This window comes from Burkholderia sp. Bp9015, assembly GCF_003853505.1.
Taxonomy (GTDB): Bacteria; Pseudomonadota; Gammaproteobacteria; order Burkholderiales; family Burkholderiaceae; genus Burkholderia.
This window is the reverse complement of the sequence record NZ_QTPZ01000035.1, coordinates 16,656-35,572: the sequence shown is the minus strand read 5'-3', so window position 1 is coordinate 35,572 and position 18,917 is coordinate 16,656. Positions and strand designations below refer to the sequence as shown.

Annotated in this window: 12 protein-coding genes; 6 read left to right on the top strand and 6 right to left on the bottom strand. The window is 69.0% G+C overall.

The window, feature by feature from the left end:
• The first annotated feature begins 78 nt into the window (after nt 1–78).
• Together DIE12_RS29495 and DIE12_RS29490 are read left to right on the top strand one after the other, a co-directional pair.
• Nucleotides 79–1,098, top strand: a complete 1,020-nt coding sequence (locus DIE12_RS29495) for a sulfate ABC transporter substrate-binding protein (protein ID WP_044846167.1) — start codon at nt 79–81, stop codon at nt 1,096–1,098.
• 193 nt (nt 1,099–1,291) lie between these two features.
• Nucleotides 1,292–2,260 (top strand): ion channel, encoded by a 969-nt coding sequence (locus DIE12_RS29490; RefSeq protein WP_124486595.1) that lies wholly within the window; start codon nt 1,292–1,294, stop codon nt 2,258–2,260.
• Nucleotides 2,261–2,334: 74 nt separating this feature from the next.
• On the opposite strand, the gene DIE12_RS29485 is transcribed toward DIE12_RS29490, so the two are convergent.
• The gene (locus DIE12_RS29485) at nt 2,335–2,949 is read right to left on the bottom strand and encodes a glutathione S-transferase family protein (RefSeq protein ID WP_044846169.1); all 615 of its coding nucleotides are present in this window, start codon (nt 2,947–2,949) and stop codon (nt 2,335–2,337) included.
• A gap of 465 nt (nt 2,950–3,414) precedes the next feature.
• On the opposite strand from DIE12_RS29485, the gene DIE12_RS29480 reads away from it, so the two are divergent.
• Together DIE12_RS29480 and DIE12_RS29470 are read left to right on the top strand one after the other, a co-directional pair.
• On the top strand, nt 3,415–3,972 hold the full coding sequence (locus DIE12_RS29480) for a sugar O-acetyltransferase (RefSeq protein ID WP_124520641.1): 558 nt from the start codon (nt 3,415–3,417) through the stop codon (nt 3,970–3,972).
• A 2,210-nt stretch (nt 3,973–6,182) separates the two neighbouring features.
• Nucleotides 6,183–9,755: an indolepyruvate ferredoxin oxidoreductase family protein gene (locus DIE12_RS29470; protein ID WP_124520643.1), complete on the top strand. Its 3,573-nt coding sequence runs from the start codon at nt 6,183–6,185 to the stop codon at nt 9,753–9,755.
• An 88-nt stretch (nt 9,756–9,843) separates the two neighbouring features.
• On the opposite strand, the gene DIE12_RS29465 is transcribed toward DIE12_RS29470, so the two are convergent.
• On the bottom strand, nt 9,844–11,511 hold the full coding sequence (locus DIE12_RS29465; protein ID WP_124486591.1) for a Na+/H+ antiporter: 1,668 nt from the start codon (nt 11,509–11,511) through the stop codon (nt 9,844–9,846).
• Nucleotides 11,512–11,802: 291 nt separating this feature from the next.
• Between DIE12_RS29465 and DIE12_RS29460 the strand changes: the two genes are divergently transcribed.
• Together DIE12_RS29460 and DIE12_RS29455 are read left to right on the top strand one after the other, a co-directional pair.
• Nucleotides 11,803–13,089 carry an EAL domain-containing protein gene (locus tag DIE12_RS29460; RefSeq protein WP_044846173.1) on the top strand — a complete coding sequence of 429 codons (1,287 nt, stop codon included), beginning with the start codon at nt 11,803–11,805 and terminating at the stop codon, nt 13,087–13,089.
• Nucleotides 13,090–13,165: 76 nt separating this feature from the next.
• Nucleotides 13,166–13,891, top strand: coding sequence for a copper homeostasis protein CutC (locus DIE12_RS29455; protein WP_124520644.1), 726 nt, complete (start codon nt 13,166–13,168; stop codon nt 13,889–13,891).
• Between the two features lie 184 nt (nt 13,892–14,075).
• Here DIE12_RS29455 and bioB read toward each other — a convergent pair whose 3' ends face one another.
• Genes bioB through bioA form a run of 4 tightly spaced genes read right to left on the bottom strand, consistent with a single transcriptional unit; the run spans nt 14,076 to nt 18,402 of the window.
• Nucleotides 14,076–15,095 carry a biotin synthase BioB gene (gene bioB, locus DIE12_RS29450; RefSeq protein WP_124520646.1) on the bottom strand — a complete coding sequence of 340 codons (1,020 nt, stop codon included), beginning with the start codon at nt 15,093–15,095 and terminating at the stop codon, nt 14,076–14,078.
• A gap of 36 nt (nt 15,096–15,131) precedes the next feature.
• Nucleotides 15,132–15,851 (bottom strand): dethiobiotin synthase, encoded by a 720-nt coding sequence (gene bioD / locus DIE12_RS29445; protein WP_124520647.1) that lies wholly within the window; start codon nt 15,849–15,851, stop codon nt 15,132–15,134.
• Entirely contained in the window at nt 15,848–17,059 is a 1,212-nt protein-coding gene (bioF, locus tag DIE12_RS29440; protein WP_124520649.1) for an 8-amino-7-oxononanoate synthase, read from the bottom strand. Before bioF ends, bioD begins: the two co-directional genes overlap by 4 nt.
• Entirely contained in the window at nt 17,056–18,402 is a 1,347-nt protein-coding gene (gene bioA, locus DIE12_RS29435) for an adenosylmethionine--8-amino-7-oxononanoate transaminase (RefSeq protein ID WP_124520650.1), read from the bottom strand. Before bioA ends, bioF begins: the two co-directional genes overlap by 4 nt.
• Nucleotides 18,403–18,917 lie beyond the last annotated feature (515 nt).

The following is an 18,917-nucleotide window of genomic DNA, read 5'->3' as shown; positions in this document are numbered from 1 at the left end:
GCCCGCTTACGTTTCGATGACAGCGCGTACGCGTGCCGTCACGCATATCCACCACCACTGGAAACGGGGCATATCACGATGGCAAGCATCAAGGGGATCGGCCGCTGGCTGCACACGGGCGCCGCGGCGGCGCTGGTCGTGGCGGCCACGGCCGCGCATGCGGACACGTCGATCCTGAACGTGTCGTACGACGTGACGCGCGAGCTGTACAAGGACATCAACACGAGCTTCGCCGCCGCCTACAAGCAGCAGACGGGTGAAACGGTGACGATCAAGCAGTCGCACGGCGCGTCGAGCGCGCAGGCGCTGTCGGTGTTGCAGGGGCTGCAGGCCGACGTCGTGACGATGAACCAGCCGAACGACATCGACCTGCTCGCCGAGCGCGGCCAGCTGCTGCCGAAGGATTGGCGCGCGCGCTTCCCCGACGGCAGCTCGCCGTACTCGACGACGATGGTGTTCCTCGTGCGCAAGGGCAATCCGAAGGCGATCAAGGACTGGAGCGATCTCGCGAAGCCGGGCGTGCAGGTGATCATCGCGAACCCGAAGACGTCGGGCAACGGCCGCTACGCGTACCTCGCCGCGTGGGGCTACCAGAAGCAGAAAGGCGCGACCGACCAGCAGGCGCTCGACTTCGAGAAGGCGATCTTCCGCAACGTGCCGGTGCTGGACTCGGGCGGCCGCGGCGCGACGACGACCTTCACGCAGCGCGGCATCGGCGACGTGCTCGTCACGTTCGAGAACGAAGTCGCGCTGATGGACACCGGCGCGTCGGGAGCGGAATTCGACGCCGTGTATCCGTCGGCGAGCATCCTCGCGGAGCCGCCCGTCGCCGTCGTCGACAAGGTCGTCGACAAGAAGGGCACGCGCAAGGTCGCGCAGGCGTATCTCGACTACCTGTACACGCCGCAGGCGCAGGAGATCATCGCGCAGCACCATCTGCGCCCGCGCGACGCGACCGTGCTGAAGAAGCATGCGGCCGAGTTCAAGCCGCTGAAGACGTTCAGCGTCGAGCAGGTTTTCGGCAGCTGGGCGAATGCGCAGAAGACCCACTTCGCCGACGGCGGCACGTTCGACCGCGTGATCGTCGACCGCAAGTAAGTTCGGCGGCAGGCGGCAGGCCGCAAGCCCCAGGCCGCGCCGCGAGCACGCCGAACGACCGCGAAGCCGGCCGCCCATGCGGCCGGCTTTTTTTCGCGCCGCACGCGCAAGGCCCGCTCCGCATCGCTGCGCATTCCCGGCCGCCGCCCGCGCGTGCTACGCTCATCGCCTCCTTGCTCCAGGCCCTCGCGAGATGAACGTCGATTCGTCCTCCCCAGCCTCCCGCGGCCGCGGCCGCAAGATCTGGTCGGGCACCCGCCCCGTGATCGCGTACGGGATGCCGCCGCTCGGCTGGCGCGACCTCTATCACCGCGCGCTGACGGTGAGCTGGCCCGTATTCTTCCTGTCGCTCGCGGTGCTGTTTCTGCTGCTCAACGGCGGCTTCGCGACGCTCTACCTGCTCGGCCACGCGCCGATCGCGAACCAGTCGCCGGCCGGGTTCGCCGGCGCGTTCTTCTTCAGCGTCGAGACACTCGCGACGGTCGGTTATGGCGACATGCATCCGCAGACCGTCTACGCGCACGTCGTCTCGACCTTCGAGATCTTCATCGGGATGTCGGGCATCGCGCTCGCGACCGGCCTCGTGTTCGCGCGCTTCTCGCGGCCGCAGGCGAAGATCCTGTTCGCACGTTACGCGATCGTGCGGCCGCTGAACGGGCGGATGACGCTGATGGTGCGCGCCGCGAATGCGCGCCAGAACGTGATCGCCGAAGCGCAGGCGAAACTGCGGCTGATGCGCGTCGAAGGCACGCACGAGGGTTATATGCTGCGCAAGATCCACGACTTGCCGCTCGTGCGCAACGAGCATCCGATCTTCCTGCTCGGCTGGAACCTGATGCACGTGATCGACGAAACGAGCCCGCTGTTCGGCGAGACGGCCGAGTCGCTCGCCGCGCGCGACGCGTCGCTGCTGATCACGATCGAGGGCTCCGACGAGACGACCGCGCAAGTCATGCAGGCGCGCTACTCATGGACGCATGCGGAGATCCGCTGGCGTCATCGCTATGTCGACCTGATGCACGACGAAGGCGGCATCACGCACATCGACTACACGCATTTTCACGAAGTCGTGCCGGTCGACACCGATACGGACGAGCGCGGCTCGCCGGGCGTGGTGGTCGAGGCCGGCACGGCCGCGCAGACGCCCGGGCCGGCTGCATGACGGCCGTGAACGGTGCGAACGGGCGCCGGCCTTCGGGCGCGGTCGCCGCGACGGAAGGCCGTGCCGTTCACGCGTCACGCATGCAGCAGGCGCGCCGCTTCGCGCTGTTCGACCGCGACCGCGCGGCGATGGCCGTCGCGATCCTCGGCGCGCGCGACGTAGTCGCCGAGCACGCCTTCGTGCGGCAGCAGGTGCGCGTCGAACGCGATCTTCAGCGTGCTGGCGAGCAGCAGGTCGGCCGCGGTGAAATGATCGCCGACGAGCCAGCGGCTGTGGGCGAGCGTTTGCGCGAGCGCACGCTGCACGCGCGTGATGTTGCCCCAGCCGAAGGCGACCGGATTGCCCGACGCGCCGGTGAATTTCTCGGCCATCGCCGGCTCGAGGCAGGTGGGCGTGAAGAACATCCACTGCAGGAAGCGGCCGCGCAGCGGATCGTCCGGTGCAATGCCGAGCCCGGCGCCCGGGCAGCGATCGGCGAGATAGAGCAGCACGGCGCCGGATTCGGCGAACGGTTCGCTGCCGTCGTCGAGCGCGGGTAGCTTGGCCATCGGATTGACCTGGACGAACGCGTCGCTGCCCTGTTCGTGCGATCGCAAGTCGATCGGCACGAGCTCGTAGACGGCGCCGATTTCCTCCAGCATCCACAGTGCCCGGAATGCCCGGGTCTTCGGCCAGTAGTAGAGCTTCATCGCGCCTCCGCGTATGGGTGTGCGTGTCGGGTCGGTGGATGCTCAAGCGTACCCGAGCGGGAGAGGTTCGGACAGGGGCGGACGGCGAGAATGGCGGAGCCTGGCGTGGGCGCGTGTCGTGCGTGTCCGGGCGGATGCGGGCGGGTAGGGAATTTCCCGCAAAGCCTGGTATGGCGGAAGTTCATGAATTAACTAGTCATGAAACAACTAGTTTGAGATTGACGTATGCGTGCTCGGCTGCAGCGGTCACGACCCTGCTGTTCCGCTGGCTTTGCAGCAGCGTCGGCGGCTGCCCGCACGAGTCCGGTCGATGGCCGTCGGCGGGGCGCGAAACGAGGAAACCGGGTGACCCTGCGCGGGTCGACCGACTGACTGAATTCAAGGCGATGCGATCGTATTCGACGAGCCAGGCGCTGCGTGATGCGCGGCGTTGCCGGTTCGATCGCGCACGGAGAACGGCAACGAATGGCGAACGACGATCGCACCACGATCATTCCCCGGCGCACGCCGGAATCGGCCGCGATGCGCGCCGAGCTCGGGCGGACGATGGCGATCACCGCGCGGCTCAACCGTCTGACGTTCGACGATGCGCACGACGTCCGGACATTGTTCGGAGAACTGATCGGAAGGGCGGTGGACGACGGTTTTCTGCTGATCCCGCCGTTTTATGCGACGGGCGGCGCCGATACGCGGATCGGCCGCAACGTGTTCATCAACCAGAACTGCACGTTCTATGACCTCGGCGGCCTCGACATCGGCGACGACGTGATGATCGGGCCGAACGTCAGTCTCATCACGTCGGGCCATCCGGTCGAGCCGTCCCGCCGGCGCGACGCCGTCGTCGCCCGGCCGATCGTGATCGGGAGCAACGTGTGGATCGGCGCGGGTGCGACGATCATCGGCGGCGTGACGGTCGGCGAGAACTCGGTTGTCGGCGCGGGTGCCGTCGTGACGCGCGACGTTCCGCCGAATACGCTGGTTGGCGGAAACCCGGCGCGGATCATCCGTTCGATTGCCGAATGACCGCGCTTGCGGGCGCCGTCCGCTTCGGCGCGGATGTGGACAACCGGGTTTCCGCCCACTCGAAATGCTGTGGATTCGAACGGTGAGCGTGCGTCCGGAGGCCGAATTTGCGGGGCTTTCCGGCATCCGGCGCCGATCGCGGGCAGGTGCGTGAACCGACGTTGCCGCAGCGCCCGCGATGAATTTTTTCGCCGCGTCGGTTGTGGATATCCCGGCCTCGAAACCACTCGGCAGACTGTGCATTTCACCGGTGAGTGCGACCGGATGCGGCCGGATGCGCGATGCAGGGTGTGGACAACCGGGAATCGCGACGAAGAAAAATGCTGTGCCTTTGACCGGTGAGCGCCGCCGACCGATCGCGCGTGAGACTTGCCTGGTGCGGACTTCCGGGCGTCGCGCGAAATCCGGAGCGCCGCGCATTCTAACGGCGAGTGCGGAGCGGCGATAGAGCCGCGCGCTCATCGCGGTGTGGATATCCTGCCGTGGAATTCACTCGAAGCGCTGTGTATTTCAATGGTGAGCGTCGGTACCCGGACAGGCCAGGTGTCGCCTTGCGTGCCCGTTCCCGATCTTCGACGCGACTTCGGGGTCGCGCATTCTAACCGCACACGCGATCGCGCGTGCCATTCGCGTGCTTGCCGCGATGTGGATATCCGATCGCCGAAAGCAGTCGACGTGCTGTGTCTTTCGGTGGAGAGGGCGCGCGCGTGCTGCTCTGCCGCGTCGGTGCGACTGCGGATGCGTGGGCCTCGGCGTGGTTGCAGGTGCTGCCGGTCACGCCTGAATCGGCGCTTTCGTGCGATACCGTGCCTTCGTTCACCGTAGAATTTCACAGCGTTCCGAGTGGTCGCGGATCGAGCTATCCACACCCGAATCGGCACCCGCGTTCGACTGCAATTCCGTCGCTCACCGTCGAATTTCACAGTGTTCAGAGTGGTCGTGGATCGAGCTATCCGAACCGAATCGGTGTCCTAGTTCGACTGCCATGCCTTCGCTCACCATCGAATTTCACAGTGTTCCGAGTGGTTGCGGATCGAGCTGTCCACACCCGAATCGGCACCCTCGTTCGACCGCCGTGCCGTCGCTCACCGTTGCAAGTCACAGCGTCTCGAGTGGTCGCGGATCGAACTATCCACACCTGAATCGGCACCCTCGTTCAATCGCCGTGCAGTCACTCACCGTTGCAAATCACGGCGTTTGGCGTTGTCGTGTGGCGGGCTGTTCGCATCCGGATCGGCGCTCTCGTTTGATCGGGTGCCGGCGCTCACCGTCGAGATGCACAGCGTTTCGAGTCGTCGCGGGTTGGGCTGTCCACACCCGGATCGGCATCCTTGTGCGATTGCGTGCCGATGCTCATCATCGAAATTCACTGGATTTTCAGCGCCTGGTGTGGGCGATATCCAAACCCGTGCCGGCACCTCGTCCGGCGACGCGACTGCATGCGCCGACGAACGCCAAGGCCGTGCGGGCGCTTGCGGAGGCGGGCCCATCCACACTGAAGCGCGCTGTCCCGCGTCGCCCGGACGCTCCGAAACGTCGCGAGGGCGGACGGCGGTGTGGATATCGCGCTGCCGAATCGACTCGCAAACCTGTGCATCCCACAGGTGAGGACGAACGCCGCGTCGTCGGGGCAGGAATCCGACGGTGTGGATATCTCCCGCCAACATCGACTCGCCGCGCTGTGAATTTCGACGGTGAGCGTCGGCATCCGCTCGAACCGCGGACCGATCGAGGTGTGGACATCCGGCCTCCGGCGCGACTCGAAACCCTGTGCAACCGAATGGTGAGCGCGCGGGCCAGCCCGAAACGCAGCCCCGGCATTGTGGACATCCCGCACCCGCGATCAATCCGAACGCTGTGCATTCGATGGGTGAGGGCTCGCCCGTTCCGCCCCCCGAGCCCTTGCCGCACGGTCTGCGAGCGCCCGCCGCCGCGCCCGCGGCCCGCCTCCCGCGCATTCCGGCCTTTTCGAGGCAACCCGCCTGCCCACCCCGACACGCCCCGAACAGCCGCCCGCCACCCCGCGCGAAAAATCTCTCGATTTCCGACCGAAACCTGCGCAGTTTTTCTCGCTCCGGCGTCATCCGAGCAAGATGAGAAAAAACTTTCTCGTCTCCCCGCGAAAAAATAGAGCCATCCAGCCGCAGCCCCGGCCGGCGTCGCCCGACGCCCCGTGCGCGGCCCAGAACACACAATCAGGAGACATCCCCATGACCGCCCGCCTGCCCGTCGACGGCACGCCCGCTCTATCCGACTACCGCCTGACCGACAACCTGACCGCCACGCGCGGCCGGATCTTCCTGACCGGCACGCAGGCGCTGGTCCGCCTGCTGCTGATGCAGCGCGCAGCCGATACCGCGCAGGGCCTGAACACGGCCGGCTTCGTCAGCGGCTACCGCGGCTCGCCGCTCGGGATGGTCGACCAGCAGCTGTGGAAGGCGAAGAAACTGCTCGACGGCAGCGGCGTGCGCTTCCTGCCCGCGATCAACGAGGAACTCGGCGGCACCGCCGTGCTCGGCACGCAGCGCGTCGAGGCGGACCCGGAGCGCACCGTCGATGGCGTGTACGCGATGTGGTACGGCAAGGGCCCCGGCGTCGACCGCGCCGGCGACGCGCTGAAGCACGGCAACGCATACGGTTCGTCGCCGCACGGCGGCGTGCTGGTGGTGGCCGGCGACGACCATGGCTGCGTGTCGTCGTCGATGCCGCACCAGAGCGACTTCGCGATGATCGCGTGGCACATGCCGGTCGTGAACCCGTCGAACATCGCCGACATGCTGGAGTTCGGCCTGTACGGCTGGGCGCTGTCGCGCTACTCGGGCGCATGGGTCGGCTTCAAGGCGATCTCGGAAACCGTCGAGTCGGGCTCGACCGTCGATCTCGACGCGCTGCAGACGCAATGGCCGGCGCCGGCGGGCTTCACACCGCCGGCGGGCGGCCTGCACAACCGCTGGCCCGACCTGCCGAGCCTCACGATCGAAGCGCGCCTCGCCGCGAAGCTCGACGCGGTGCGCCACTTCGCGCGCACCAACAGCATCGACAAATGGATCGCGCCGAGCGCGCACGCGAACGTCGGCATCGTCACGTGCGGCAAGGCGCACCTCGACCTGATGGAGGCGCTGCGCCGGCTCGACCTCACCGTCGCCGACCTGGAAGCGGCCGGCGTGCGGATCTACAAGGTCGGCCTGTCGTATCCGCTCGAAATGACACGGATCGAAACCTTCGTCGACGGCCTGTCGGAAGTGCTCGTCATCGAAGAGAAGGGCCCGGTGATCGAGCAGCAGATCAAGGACTACCTGTACAACCGCGCGGACGGTGCGCGCCCGCGCGTGCTCGGCAAGCACGACGCCGAAGGCGCGTGCCTGCTGTCCGAGCTCGGCGAGCTGCGCCCGTCGCGGATCCTGCCGGTGTTCGCCACCTGGCTCGCGCGGCACAAGCCGGCGCTCGACCGGCGCGAGCGCGTCGTCGATCTCGTCGCGCCGCAGATCCTGTCGAACGAGGCGGACGCGGTGAAGCGCACGCCGTACTTCTGCTCGGGCTGCCCGCACAACACGTCGACGAAGGTGCCGGAAGGCTCGATCGCGCAGGCCGGCATCGGCTGCCACTTCATGGCGTCGTGGATGGAGCGCGACACGACGGGCCTGATCCAGATGGGCGGCGAGGGCGTCGACTGGGCCGCGCACGCGATGTTCACCAACACGAAGCACGTGTTCCAGAACCTCGGCGACGGCACCTACTTCCATTCGGGCATTCTCGCGATCCGCCAGGCGGTCGCCGCGAAAGCGAACATCACGTACAAGATCCTCTACAACGACGCGGTCGCGATGACGGGCGGCCAGCCGGTCGACGGCAGCATCTCGGTGCCGCAGATCGCGCGGCAGGTCGAGGCGGAAGGCGTGTCGCGCTTCGTCGTGGTGTCCGACGAACCGGAGAAGTACGACGGTCATCACGGGCTGTTCCCGAAGGGCACGACGTTCCATCACCGCAGCGAACTCGACGCGGTGCAGCGCGAGCTGCGCGAGACGCCGGGCGTCACCGTGCTGATCTACGACCAGACCTGCGCGGCCGAGAAGCGCCGCCGCCGCAAGAAGGGCGAATTCCCCGACCCGGACAAGCGGCTGTTCATCAACGACGCGGTATGCGAAGGCTGCGGCGACTGCGGCGTGCAGTCGAACTGCCTGTCGGTCGAACCGCTCGAGACGCCGCTCGGCCGCAAGCGCCGCATCGACCAGTCGTCGTGCAACAAGGACTACTCGTGCGTGAACGGCTTCTGCCCGAGCTTCGTGACGGTCGAAGGCGCGGCGCTGAAGAAGGCCGCGGGCGCGGCGTTCGACGAAGCCGCGCTCGCCGTGCGCGTCGACGCGCTGCCGGTGCCCGCGACCCATCTCGACGCGGCGCCGTACGACATGCTGGTCACGGGCGTGGGCGGCACGGGCGTCGTGACGGTCGGCGCGCTGATCAGCATGGCCGCGCACCTCGAAGGCAAGAGCGCGTCGGTGCTCGACTTCATGGGCTTCGCGCAGAAGGGCGGCTCGGTGCTGTCGTTCGTGCGGATCGCGTCGAGCGACCGGTGGCTGAACCAGGTGCGCATCGACACGCAGCAGGCCGACGTGCTGCTCGCGTGCGACATGGTCGTCGGCGCGAGCGCCGAGGCGCTGCAGACGGTGCGCCACGAGCGCACGCGGATCGTGGTCAACACGCACCGGATTCCGAACGCGTCGTTCGTGCAGAACCCCGACGCGAACCTGCACGCGGATGCGCTGCTCGAAAAAATGCATCACGCGGCCGGCGACGGCTACCTGTCGAGCTGCGACGCGCAGGCGCTCGCCGCGAAATTCCTCGGCGACTCGATCGGCGCGAACATCCTGATGCTCGGCTACGCGTGGCAGCTTGGCCTCGTGCCGGTGTCGCTCGCCGCGATGATGCGCGCGATCGAGCTGAACAACGTCGCGGTGCCGATGAACAAGCTCGCGTTCGCGATCGGCCGGATGGCGGCCGGCGACGCGGCGGGCCTCGACGCATTGTGGAACGCGCGTCACGCGGTGGCCGTGCACGCCGCGCCGGAGACGCTCGCCGAGCTGATCGCCGATCGCGAGGCGCGCCTCGACGCCTACGGCGGCGTGCGTTACGTCGAGCGCTACCGCGCACTGGTGAACGCGGCGCGCGCGAAGGGCGACGATGCGCTGACGCGTGCGGTCGCGACGACGTTCTACCGGCTGCTCGCGGTGAAGGACGAATACGAGGTTGCCCGGCTGTATGCGGACGGCGCGTTCCGCACGGCGCTCGAAGCGCAGTTCGAAGGCGTGCCGGGGCAGGACTATCGCGTGAAGTTCAATCTGGCGCCGCCGACGGTCGCGAAGGCCGGCCGCGACGGCAGCGTGCCGAAGAAGCGCGTGTTCGGCCAGTGGATGTGGCCGGTGCTCGGCACGCTCGCGCGCGTGCGCAGTCTGCGCGGCACGTGGCTCGATCCGTTCGGCCGCACGGCCGAGCGCAGGATGGAGCGCGCGCTCGCGGACGACTACGAAACCACGCTCACGCGCGCGCTCGCCGCGGTGACCGCCGGCAATGCGGCGCAGGTCGCGCAACTGGCCGATCTGCATGCCCGCGTGCGCGGCTTCGGTCACGTGAAGGTGCGCAACCTCGCGGGCGTGAAGCGTGCGGAGCGCGAGCTCGCGCTGCAGGTCGGCATCGACGCGGCGACGAGTGCGGCAGTGCAGCACGCGCTCGACGAGATGAAGGGCGCGGGAATGCTGAAGGGGATTCCGGTCGTCGTCGCGAAGTAACGCCGCGGCGGGCGGATGTGAAAACGGCGACGCTCGTGCGTCGCCGTTTTTTTTGAGCGGCCGTGCAATCGCACCGCGGCGCAGCCGCTCAGACGAGTCCTTTCTTGCGCGTCGACAGTGCCGTTTCCGACAGGTCGATCTCGCGGATCAGCTTCGTCAGCGTCTCGTCGGAAATCCTGCTTTCGCTGCGCATCCGGTACAGCACCGAACGTTCCGCGCGCACCGCCGCGATCCGCATCTGCAGTTCCATCGTCTCCGCCTGCTTGGCTTGCGCGCGCGGGGTCGGGCCGTCGTCGGCGAGCGCGGCGAGGCGGCGGCGGTACTGGTCCATCACGCGCGCCGAGATGTCCGCGCAGCGCGCGGCGCCCGATTCGTCGAGATCGGCCGAGATCGCGTCGTGCGACGAGTCGATCGCGCGGATCGCGGCCTGCGCGGCGGCCGCGCGCGCGGTGCGCTCCTCGTCGGCGAGCGGGTTGCGCGTCGAGCGCACGCCGCGCAGCAGCAGCGGCAGGCCGATCACCGCGACGATCAGCGAACCGAGAATCACCGCCGATGCGACGAAGATCGCGGTGTCGCGCCCGGGCAGCGGCGCGCCGTCAGACAGCGCGACGGGGATCGACAGCACGCCCGCGAGCGTGACCGCGCCGCGCACGCCGCCGACCGTCATCACCGCGATCGTGCGCACGCCGGCCATCGTGCCCGCGAGGCCGTGGCGCGCGGCGCGGCGGCTCGCGATCCAGCGCAGCAGCCAGACCCACAGGAAGCGGATCGCATACAGCGCGATCATCATCGCGCACACGTTGAAGATCATCCGGCCGACGAGCGCGTCGCTCGTGTGGTGCGCGTCGACGAGCGCGCGGCCGATGATGTGCGGCAACTGCAGCCCGAGCATGATGAACACCATGCCGTTGAACACGAACTCGATCATCGCCCACGTGCTTTCGGCCCGCACGCGAGACGCGACGGTGCTTTTGCGGGAGAAGCTCGTGTAGTTCATCATCATCCCCGCCGACACGGCCGCGAGCACGCCCGACAGGTCGAGATGCTCGGCGAACAGATAGGCGGCGAACGGCACGAGCAGCGTCATCACGATGCCGGGGGCCGGATCGCCTTCCTGCTCGGCATTCAGGAAGCGCGTCGACAGCGCGCTGAACCCCCACGACACGAGCGCGCCCGTCGCGAGCCCGCCGGCGGCGACGATCACGAACGTGATCGACGCATCGCGCAGCGAGAACATGCCGGTGAGCGCGGCCGCGACCGCGAACTTCAGCGCGACCAAGCCCGACGCGTCGTTCATCAGCGCCTCGCCTTCCAGGATGTGCATCAGTTGCGGCGGGATCCGTCCCTTGCCGGCGATGCCCGACAGCGCGACCGCGTCGGTGGGCGACAGCACGGCCGCGAGCGCGAACGCGATCGGCAGCGGCAACTCGGGTATCAGCCAGTGCGCGAAGTAGCCGACTGCGAGTACCGTCATGAACACGAGCCCGAACGCGAGCATCAGGATAGCGCGGCGCTGCAGGTACAGCTCGCGTTTCGGAATCCGCCAGCCGTCCGCGAACAGCAGCGGCGGAATGAACAGCAGCATGAAGATTTCGGGATCGAACGTGACGTGCAGGTTCAGCTTCGGCCACGCGAGCATCGCGCCGAACGCGATCTGCATCAGCGGCAGCGGAAGCTGCAACGGCAGGATGCGTGTGACCGCGCCGGACAGCGCGACGGTCAGCAGCAGGATCAGGACTGTGAAGACGATTTCCATCGAGACGGCGATTGCGGAGAATGAAACGACCGTACGGAGTTTAGCGTGACGACGCGGCGGGTGCGTTCGAGTGCGCCGGTGCGCATGCACGTGAACGGTGCATCCGGCCTGCGCCATGCTGGTGCGGCGGCGCCGCACGCAGGCGCGGCGCGCGTATTCGGCCCTTGCACGGACCTTGCTTGATGCTTGCCTACCGTCCGGCACCGGCCGGACAACCGAGGATTCCACCATGACATTGCGCGCGCCGTCTCAACCAACCGCCGCGTTCGGCTGCATCACCAGGAGGGCGCCATGACGATCGCGCAACAGGAGCGTCCGGCCACCGCATCGCCGTATCGTTTCGAGCGGGAGATGAGCTCCGGCCTCGAGCGCCTGGCGACGCAGCATCACGACCTGTCGCTCACGACCGTGTTCCAGCCGATCTTCAGCCTGTCGCACCAGCGCGCGGTGGGCTACGAGGCGCTGCTGCGCGCGCATGATGCGCTCGACCGCGCGGTGTCGCCGCTCGACGTGTTCGGCGAGGCCGCGCGCCAGGGCGAGTTGCTGCAGCTCGACCGGCTCGCGCAGGCGCTGCATCTCGAGAACTTCGCGCTGCTCGGCGCCGAGCGCGAGTGGCTGTTCCTCAACGTGCATCCGGGCGTGCTGACCGACCCGTTCCAGGCCGCCGCGCTGTTCGCGAACCTGAAGCGGATCGGCATGCCGCCGCGCCGCGTCGTGCTCGAAGTGCTCGAACAGCGCGCGGAAGACGTCGAGCGGCTCGCCGAGGCCGTGCGCGAATTCCGCGCGCAGGGTTTCCTGATCGCGCTCGATGATTTCGGCGCCGGTCACTCGAACCTCGAGCGGATCTGGCAGCTGAACCCGGACATCGTGAAGCTCGACCGGATCATGCTGTCCCACGCGGCGCACCGCACGGGGCTCACCGCGATCCTGCACGGGCTCGTCACGCTGCTGCACGAGGCCGGCAAGCTGGTGCTCGTCGAGGGGATCGAGACCGAGCACGACGCGCAGATCGCGCTGTCGTGCGAGGCCGATTTCGTGCAGGGCTATTTCTTCGGCCGCCCGGCCCCCGGGCTGCCCGACAGCGCGGCCGCGACCGGTTGCATCGGCGAGCTGACCGAGCGCTTTCGCCAGCAGACCGAAGCGCGCGAGCGGCGCGACGCGCAGCGGCTCGCGCCATACCTGCGCGCGTTCGAGCGCGCGGCCGAGCGGGTGGCGGCCGGCGAGCCGCTCGACGAGGTGTGCTGGAACTTCCTCGCGCTCGACGATGCCGCGCGCTGCTTCCTGCTCGACGCGCGCGGCCGGCAGGCCGGCCGCAACGTCGTGCTGCGCGCGGACCGCGCGCTCGCCGAGGCGCGCTTCTCGCCGCTGTCGGATGCGCAGGGTGCGAACTGGCTGCGCCGGCCGTATTTCCGCACGGCGATCGCCGAGCCCGGACGCGTGCAGGTGACGCGCCCGTACCTGTCGATCAACGAGGCGCAGCCGTGCGTGACGCTGTCGGTGGCGGTGCGCATCGGCGATGCGCAGCACGTGCTGTGCGGCGATATCGACTGGATCGACGAGGAAGCGGGCGGCGCATAGCGACGGCGTCGCGCTGGCGCGGTTCATGCCGCTCGGCTAGGATGCGCGAATTGTCCTGACGATTCGCGAGCCGCCGATGAACCGCACCGCCGCTTCCTCCGTTCTCCTCGAAGTGATCGCCACCACCGTCGGCGACGCGAAGGCCGCTGCCCGCGCGGGCGCCGACCGGCTCGAACTCGTGACCGCGATCAGTGAAGGCGGGCTCACGCCGAGCGTCGGCCTGATCGAGGCCGTCGTGGCCGCCGTGGCGATCCCGGTGAACGTGATCGTGCGCCCGCACAGCCGCGCGTTCATCTACGAAGCCGACGACCTGCGCGTGATCGAGCGCGACGTGCGCGCGGCCGTCGCGGCTGGTGCGAACGGCGTCGTGTTCGGCGCGCTCGATGCGCGCGGCGACGTCGATCTCGATGCGCTCCAGCGCATCGCGGCGGCCGCGGACGGGCGCGACCTGACGTTCCATCGCGCGTTCGACGTGTCGCGCGACCTCAATGCCGCGTTCGACGCGCTGCTGCGCGTGCCGGCGGTCACGTCGGTGCTGACCTCGGGCGGCCATCCGTCGGTGCTCGACGCGGTCGCGACGATCACGCGGCTGGTGCGCCAGGCGGCAGGCTCGACCTGCACGGTGCTGGCCGGCTCGGGCCTCACGATCGACGCGGTCGGCGATTTCGTTCGCGCGACCGGCGTGCGCGCGGTGCACTTCGGCTCGGGCGTGCGGCCGCGCGGCGAGGTGCTGGCGCCGGTCGACGAACAGCGCGTCGCGCGCGTGCGCGCGGCGCTCGACGGCGCGGCCGCACACGTGTGACGCGCAGGCGGAAGTCGCGCCGACGCGCACGCTGACGATCGGGCTCGACGCTTCGATCCGGCGCGCGGGCAAGACCGCGATGCGCGACGCGCAGGCCGGCCCGGCGCAGAATCGGACAAAAAAAACCGGGGCATGCCCCGGTCTTCTCGTCTGCAACCTTCGCAGAACGACGCGAGGCCGGCGCTTACGCGTTCTCCGCCAGCGCGTCGGCCTGGCTCGCGCGGATGCCGAGGCGCTCGAACAGCGCGCGGTCGCGCTGCGTCTGCGGGTTGCTCGTGGTCAGCAGCTGGTCGCCGTAGAACATCGAGTTCGCGCCCGCGAGGAAGCACATCGCCTGCATCGCGTCGTCGAGCTGCTCGCGGCCGGCCGACAGCCGCACGACGGCCTTCGGCATCGTGATGCGCGCGACCGCGATCGTGCGCACGAACTCGAACGGGTCGAGCGGTGCGGTGCCTTCGAGCGGCGTGCCCTCGATCGCGACGAGGTTGTTGATCGGCACCGACTCCGGATACGGGTTCAGGTTCGCGAGCTGCGAGATCAGGCCCGCGCGTTCGCGGCGCGATTCGCCCATCCCGATGATGCCGCCGCAGCACACGTTGATGCCCGCGTCGCGCACGCGGTCGAGCGTGTCGAGACGATCCTGGTAGGTGCGCGTCGAGATCACCTGGCCGTAGAACTCCGGCGACGTGTCGAGATTGTGGTTGTAGTAATCGAGGCCCGCGTCGGCGAGTTCCTTGGCTTGCTCGTCCTCCAGCATGCCGAGCGTCATGCAGGTCTCGAGGCCCAGTTCCTTCACGCCGCGCACCATCTCGGTCAGCGCAGGCATGTGGCGCTCCTTCGGGTTGCGCCATGCGGCGCCCATGCAGAAGCGGCTCGCGCCGTTCGCCTTGGCCGCGCGTGCGGCGTCGAGCACCGCGTCGACGTCCATCAGCTTCTCGGCCTTCAGGCCCGTCTCGTGGTGCGACGACTGCGAGCAGTAGCCGCAATCCTCCTCGCAACCGCCCGTCTTGATCGACAGCAGCGTCGACAGCTGCACCGCGTTCGCGTCGAAGTGCTCGCGATGCACCTGCTGCGCGCGGAACATCAGGTCGTTGAACGGCAGCTCGAACAGCGCGACGACGTCGGCGACGCGCCAGCGCTGCGACGTCGGGGCGGCCACGGGGATCGCGTCGGGTTGCACGGCGGCGGTCTGGGCTTGGGTCATGGTGGTTTTCCTGTCGTGAATGCGGGGATCGGGGCGTCAATGCTGCGCGCGGCGCAGCGTGTCGACGAGCGCGGCGATGTCGAGCATCGCCGCGGCGGATTCGGGGGCGGCCGGCGCCAAGTGCGCGATGCGGCCAAGCAGCGGCGCGCGATGTTCGCGCGCGAGCCAGTCGCGGATCGCAGCGACGTTCTCGTCGGCGTACGGCATGGCCGGGTCGACGTGGTTCGCGACCCAGCCGGCGAGCGTGAGGCCGCGCTGGCGAATCGCGTCGGCCGTCAGCAGCGCGTGGCTGATGCAGCCGAGCCGCATGCCGACCACGAGCACGACCGGCAGGCCGAGCGCGACCGCGAGATCGGCCGTGTCCTGCGTGTCGTTCAGCGGCACGCGGAAGCCGCCGACGCCTTCGACGACGACGACGTCCGCGCGCGTCAGCGCCTCGCGGTGGCTCGCGACGATCGTGTCGAGGTCGATCGTCACGCCTTCCTGCGCGGCGACGATGTGCGGGGCGGCCGGCGCCTTCAGCAGGAACGGCGTGCGCAGCTCGGGCGGCAGCACGACGTTCGCGGCCGCGTCGAGCTGGTCGGCGTCCTCGTTGCGCCAGACGCCGTCGCGTTCAACCGCACCGGCGGCCACGGGCTTCAGCGCGGCCGCGCGCAGGCCGTGACGTGCGAAGCCGTGCAGCATCGCGGCCGACACGAAGGTCTTGCCGATCTCGGTGTCGGTGCCGGTGACGAAAACGGAAAGCGGTGCGTTCATGCGGTTTGCTCGCTGGCTTCGATGAGTGCGGTTTCCAGCCGCGCGAGATCGTCGAACGAATGCGCGGCCGACAGCGAGATGCGCAGGCGCGACGTGCCGGCGGGCACCGTCGGCGGCCGGATCGCGGGCACCCACAGGCCGTGCGCGTCGAGCGAGCGCATCGCCGCGAGCGTCGCGTCGTTGCTGCCGATCACGAGCGGCTGCACGGCCGTGTGCGAGTCGACCGGCTGCCAGCGTGTCATGCGCAGCAGCGCGCGCGTGCGCTCGATCAGCGCGGCGAGGTGCGCGCGTCGCGCATCGCCTTCGTCGCCGGCGATCACCTTCAGGCTTGCCGATACCGCATGCGCGACCGCGGGCGGCGCCGCCGTCGTGAAGATGTAGCTGCGCGCGCGCTGGATCATCCATTCGATCACGGTCTCGTGCGCGATGACGAACGCGCCCGCGACGCCGGCGGCCTTGCCGAGCGTGCCGACGTACACGAGGTTCGGCGAGCGCAGCGCGGCGGCCGCGAGCGCGCCGCGGCCCTGCGGGCCCAGCACGCCGAAGCCGTGCGCGTCGTCGACGACGAGCCACGCGCCGTGGCGTTCGGCCAGCGCGACGAGTTCGGCGAGCGGCGCGAGGTCACCGTCCATGCTGAACACCGTATCGCTGACGATCAGCTTCGTTTCGGCCTCCGACGCATCGAGCAGCGCGGGGAGCGCCGCCATGTCCGCATGCGGATAGACCTGCACGTTCGCGCGCGACAGCCGGATCCCGTCGATCAGCGACGCGTGGTTCAGCGCGTCGGAGAAGATCGTCGCGTGTTTGCCGGTGAGGGCCGTCATCGCGGCGAGGTTCGCCATGTAGCCGGTGCTGAAGTACAGCGCGCGCGGCGCATCGGAGAAGCCGCCCGCGAAGCCGGCGAGTTCGTCCTCGAGCGTCGCGTGCGCGCGCGAATGGCCGCCGAGCAGATGCGAGCCGCCGCTCCCGGAGCCATAGCGCCGCGCGCCTTCCGCGAACGCGGCGACGAGCGCCGGATGCGCGGCGAGGCCGAGATAGTCGTTGCTCGCGAAGCCGACGATGTCGCGGCCGTCGACGCGCATGTGTGCGTCGCACGCGGTGTCGGCGGTGCGGCGCACGCGGCGCAGGCCCTGCGCATCGAGTTCGGCGAGGCCGCGCTGCAGCGTGTCGAGCAGCGGCGCGGTCGTTTTCTGCGACGGCTGTTTCATCGCGCCGCCTCCGCGAGTGTCGCGTCGAGCGTGTCGCGCGTGCGTTGCGCGAGCCACGCGATGTCGTCGTCGCTCATCACGTACGGCGGCATCAGGTACACGGTCGTGCCGATCGGGCGCAGCAGCAGTTCGCGTTCGAGCGCGCGCTCGAAGAAGCGTCGCGAGAAGCCGCGTGCCGCGTCGCCGTCGAGCGCGACGTCGAACGCGAACAATGTGCCGCGCTCGCGCAGGTGACGCACCTGCGGGTGCGCGCCGAGCGGCGCGAGCGCGGCGCGCATCGCGGCCGACTTGCGCGCGTTGGCGGCGAGCACGTCGTCGCGCGCGAACAGGTCGAGCGTCGCGACGGCCGCGCGGCACGCGAGCGGGTTGCCGGTGTACGAATGCGAATGCAGGAAGCCGCGCGTGGTGTCGTCGTCGTAGAACGCCGCGAACACGTCGTCGCGCGTGAGCACGAGCGACAGCGGCAGGTAGCCGCCGCTGATGCCTTTCGACAGGCACAGGAAATCGGGCCACACGCCGGCCTGCTCGCACGCGAAGAAGGTGCCGGTGCGGCCGCAGCCGACCGCGATCTCGTCGGCGATCAGGTGCACGCCGAATTCGTCGCACAGCGCGCGCAGCCCGCGCACGTACGACGGATCGTGCATCGCCATGCCGGCCGCGCATTGCACGAGCGGCTCGACGATCAGCGCGGCGATCCGGTCGGCGCGTTCGGCGAACAGGCGCCGCACGTCGTCGAGCGCGCGGCCCGCGACGTCGGCGGCCGTCTCGCCCGGCAGCGCGCCGCGCGCGTCGGGCGACGCGACCACGTGCGCGTTGCGGATCAGCGGGTCGTACGCGTCCTTGAACAGCGCGACGTCGGTCACGCCGAGCGCGCCGATGGTCTCGCCGTGATAGCTGTTCGCGACGCACACGAACTCGCGCTTGTCCGCGCGGCCGCGGTTGCGCCACGCGTGGAAGCTCATCTTCAGCGCGATCTCGACCGCCGACGCGCCGTCCGACGCGAAGAACGCATGGCCGAGCGTGCGCGCGGTGAGCGCGTGCAGCCGCTCGGCGAGCTCGATCGCCGGCTCGTGCGTGCAGCCGGCGAGCATCGCGTGCTCGAGCGTGTCGAGCTGGTCCTTCAGCGCCGCGTTGATGTCCGGGTTCGCGTGGCCGAACAGGTTCACCCACCACGAGCTGATCGCGTCGAAGTAACGGCGGCCGTCGCGGTCGTACAGCCACAGGCCCGCGCCGCGCGCGACGGGAATGAGCGGCAGGCGCTCGTGGTGCTTCATCTGGGTGCAGGGATGCCAGACCGCGCGCAGGCTGCGCGCGACCCAGTCATCGGTGGCTGGCGTACTCAAGGCGACTCCGGGGAGTAAAACGGCGGCGGGTATCGAACGGGACACCGCGCGGCGACAGACGGAAAACGCGCTGAGATTAGCGTGTTCCGCCGCGCGTTGCACTACCGGTTACAAACACCGCAAAGCCTTGCCGGGCGGGAGTTCGGCGCAGATCCGGGGTGCTCGGGACGGTACGCGCCAGATGCCCCGAAATGACCGCAGATGACGACGTTCGAGTGACACCCCCCGACAGAAAAAAATCGTCGGGCGGGCGGGCGCGGGAGGGGTGAAAAATCGGGGCGGGAAGGGAAAAGGGGCGCGAAGTGTGGCGCAATGCGACCGGCGACTAGCAACCTGCGACCTGCGACCTGCGAATGGCGAATGGCGAATGGCGAATGGCGAATGGCGAATGGCGAATGGCGACCTGCGAATGGCGACTAGCGACTAGCGACTAGCGACTAGCGACCGGCGACTAGCGACCGGCGACCGGCGACCGGCGACCGGCAAATGGCGCGTTGAATCAGGCGCCGCTGGCG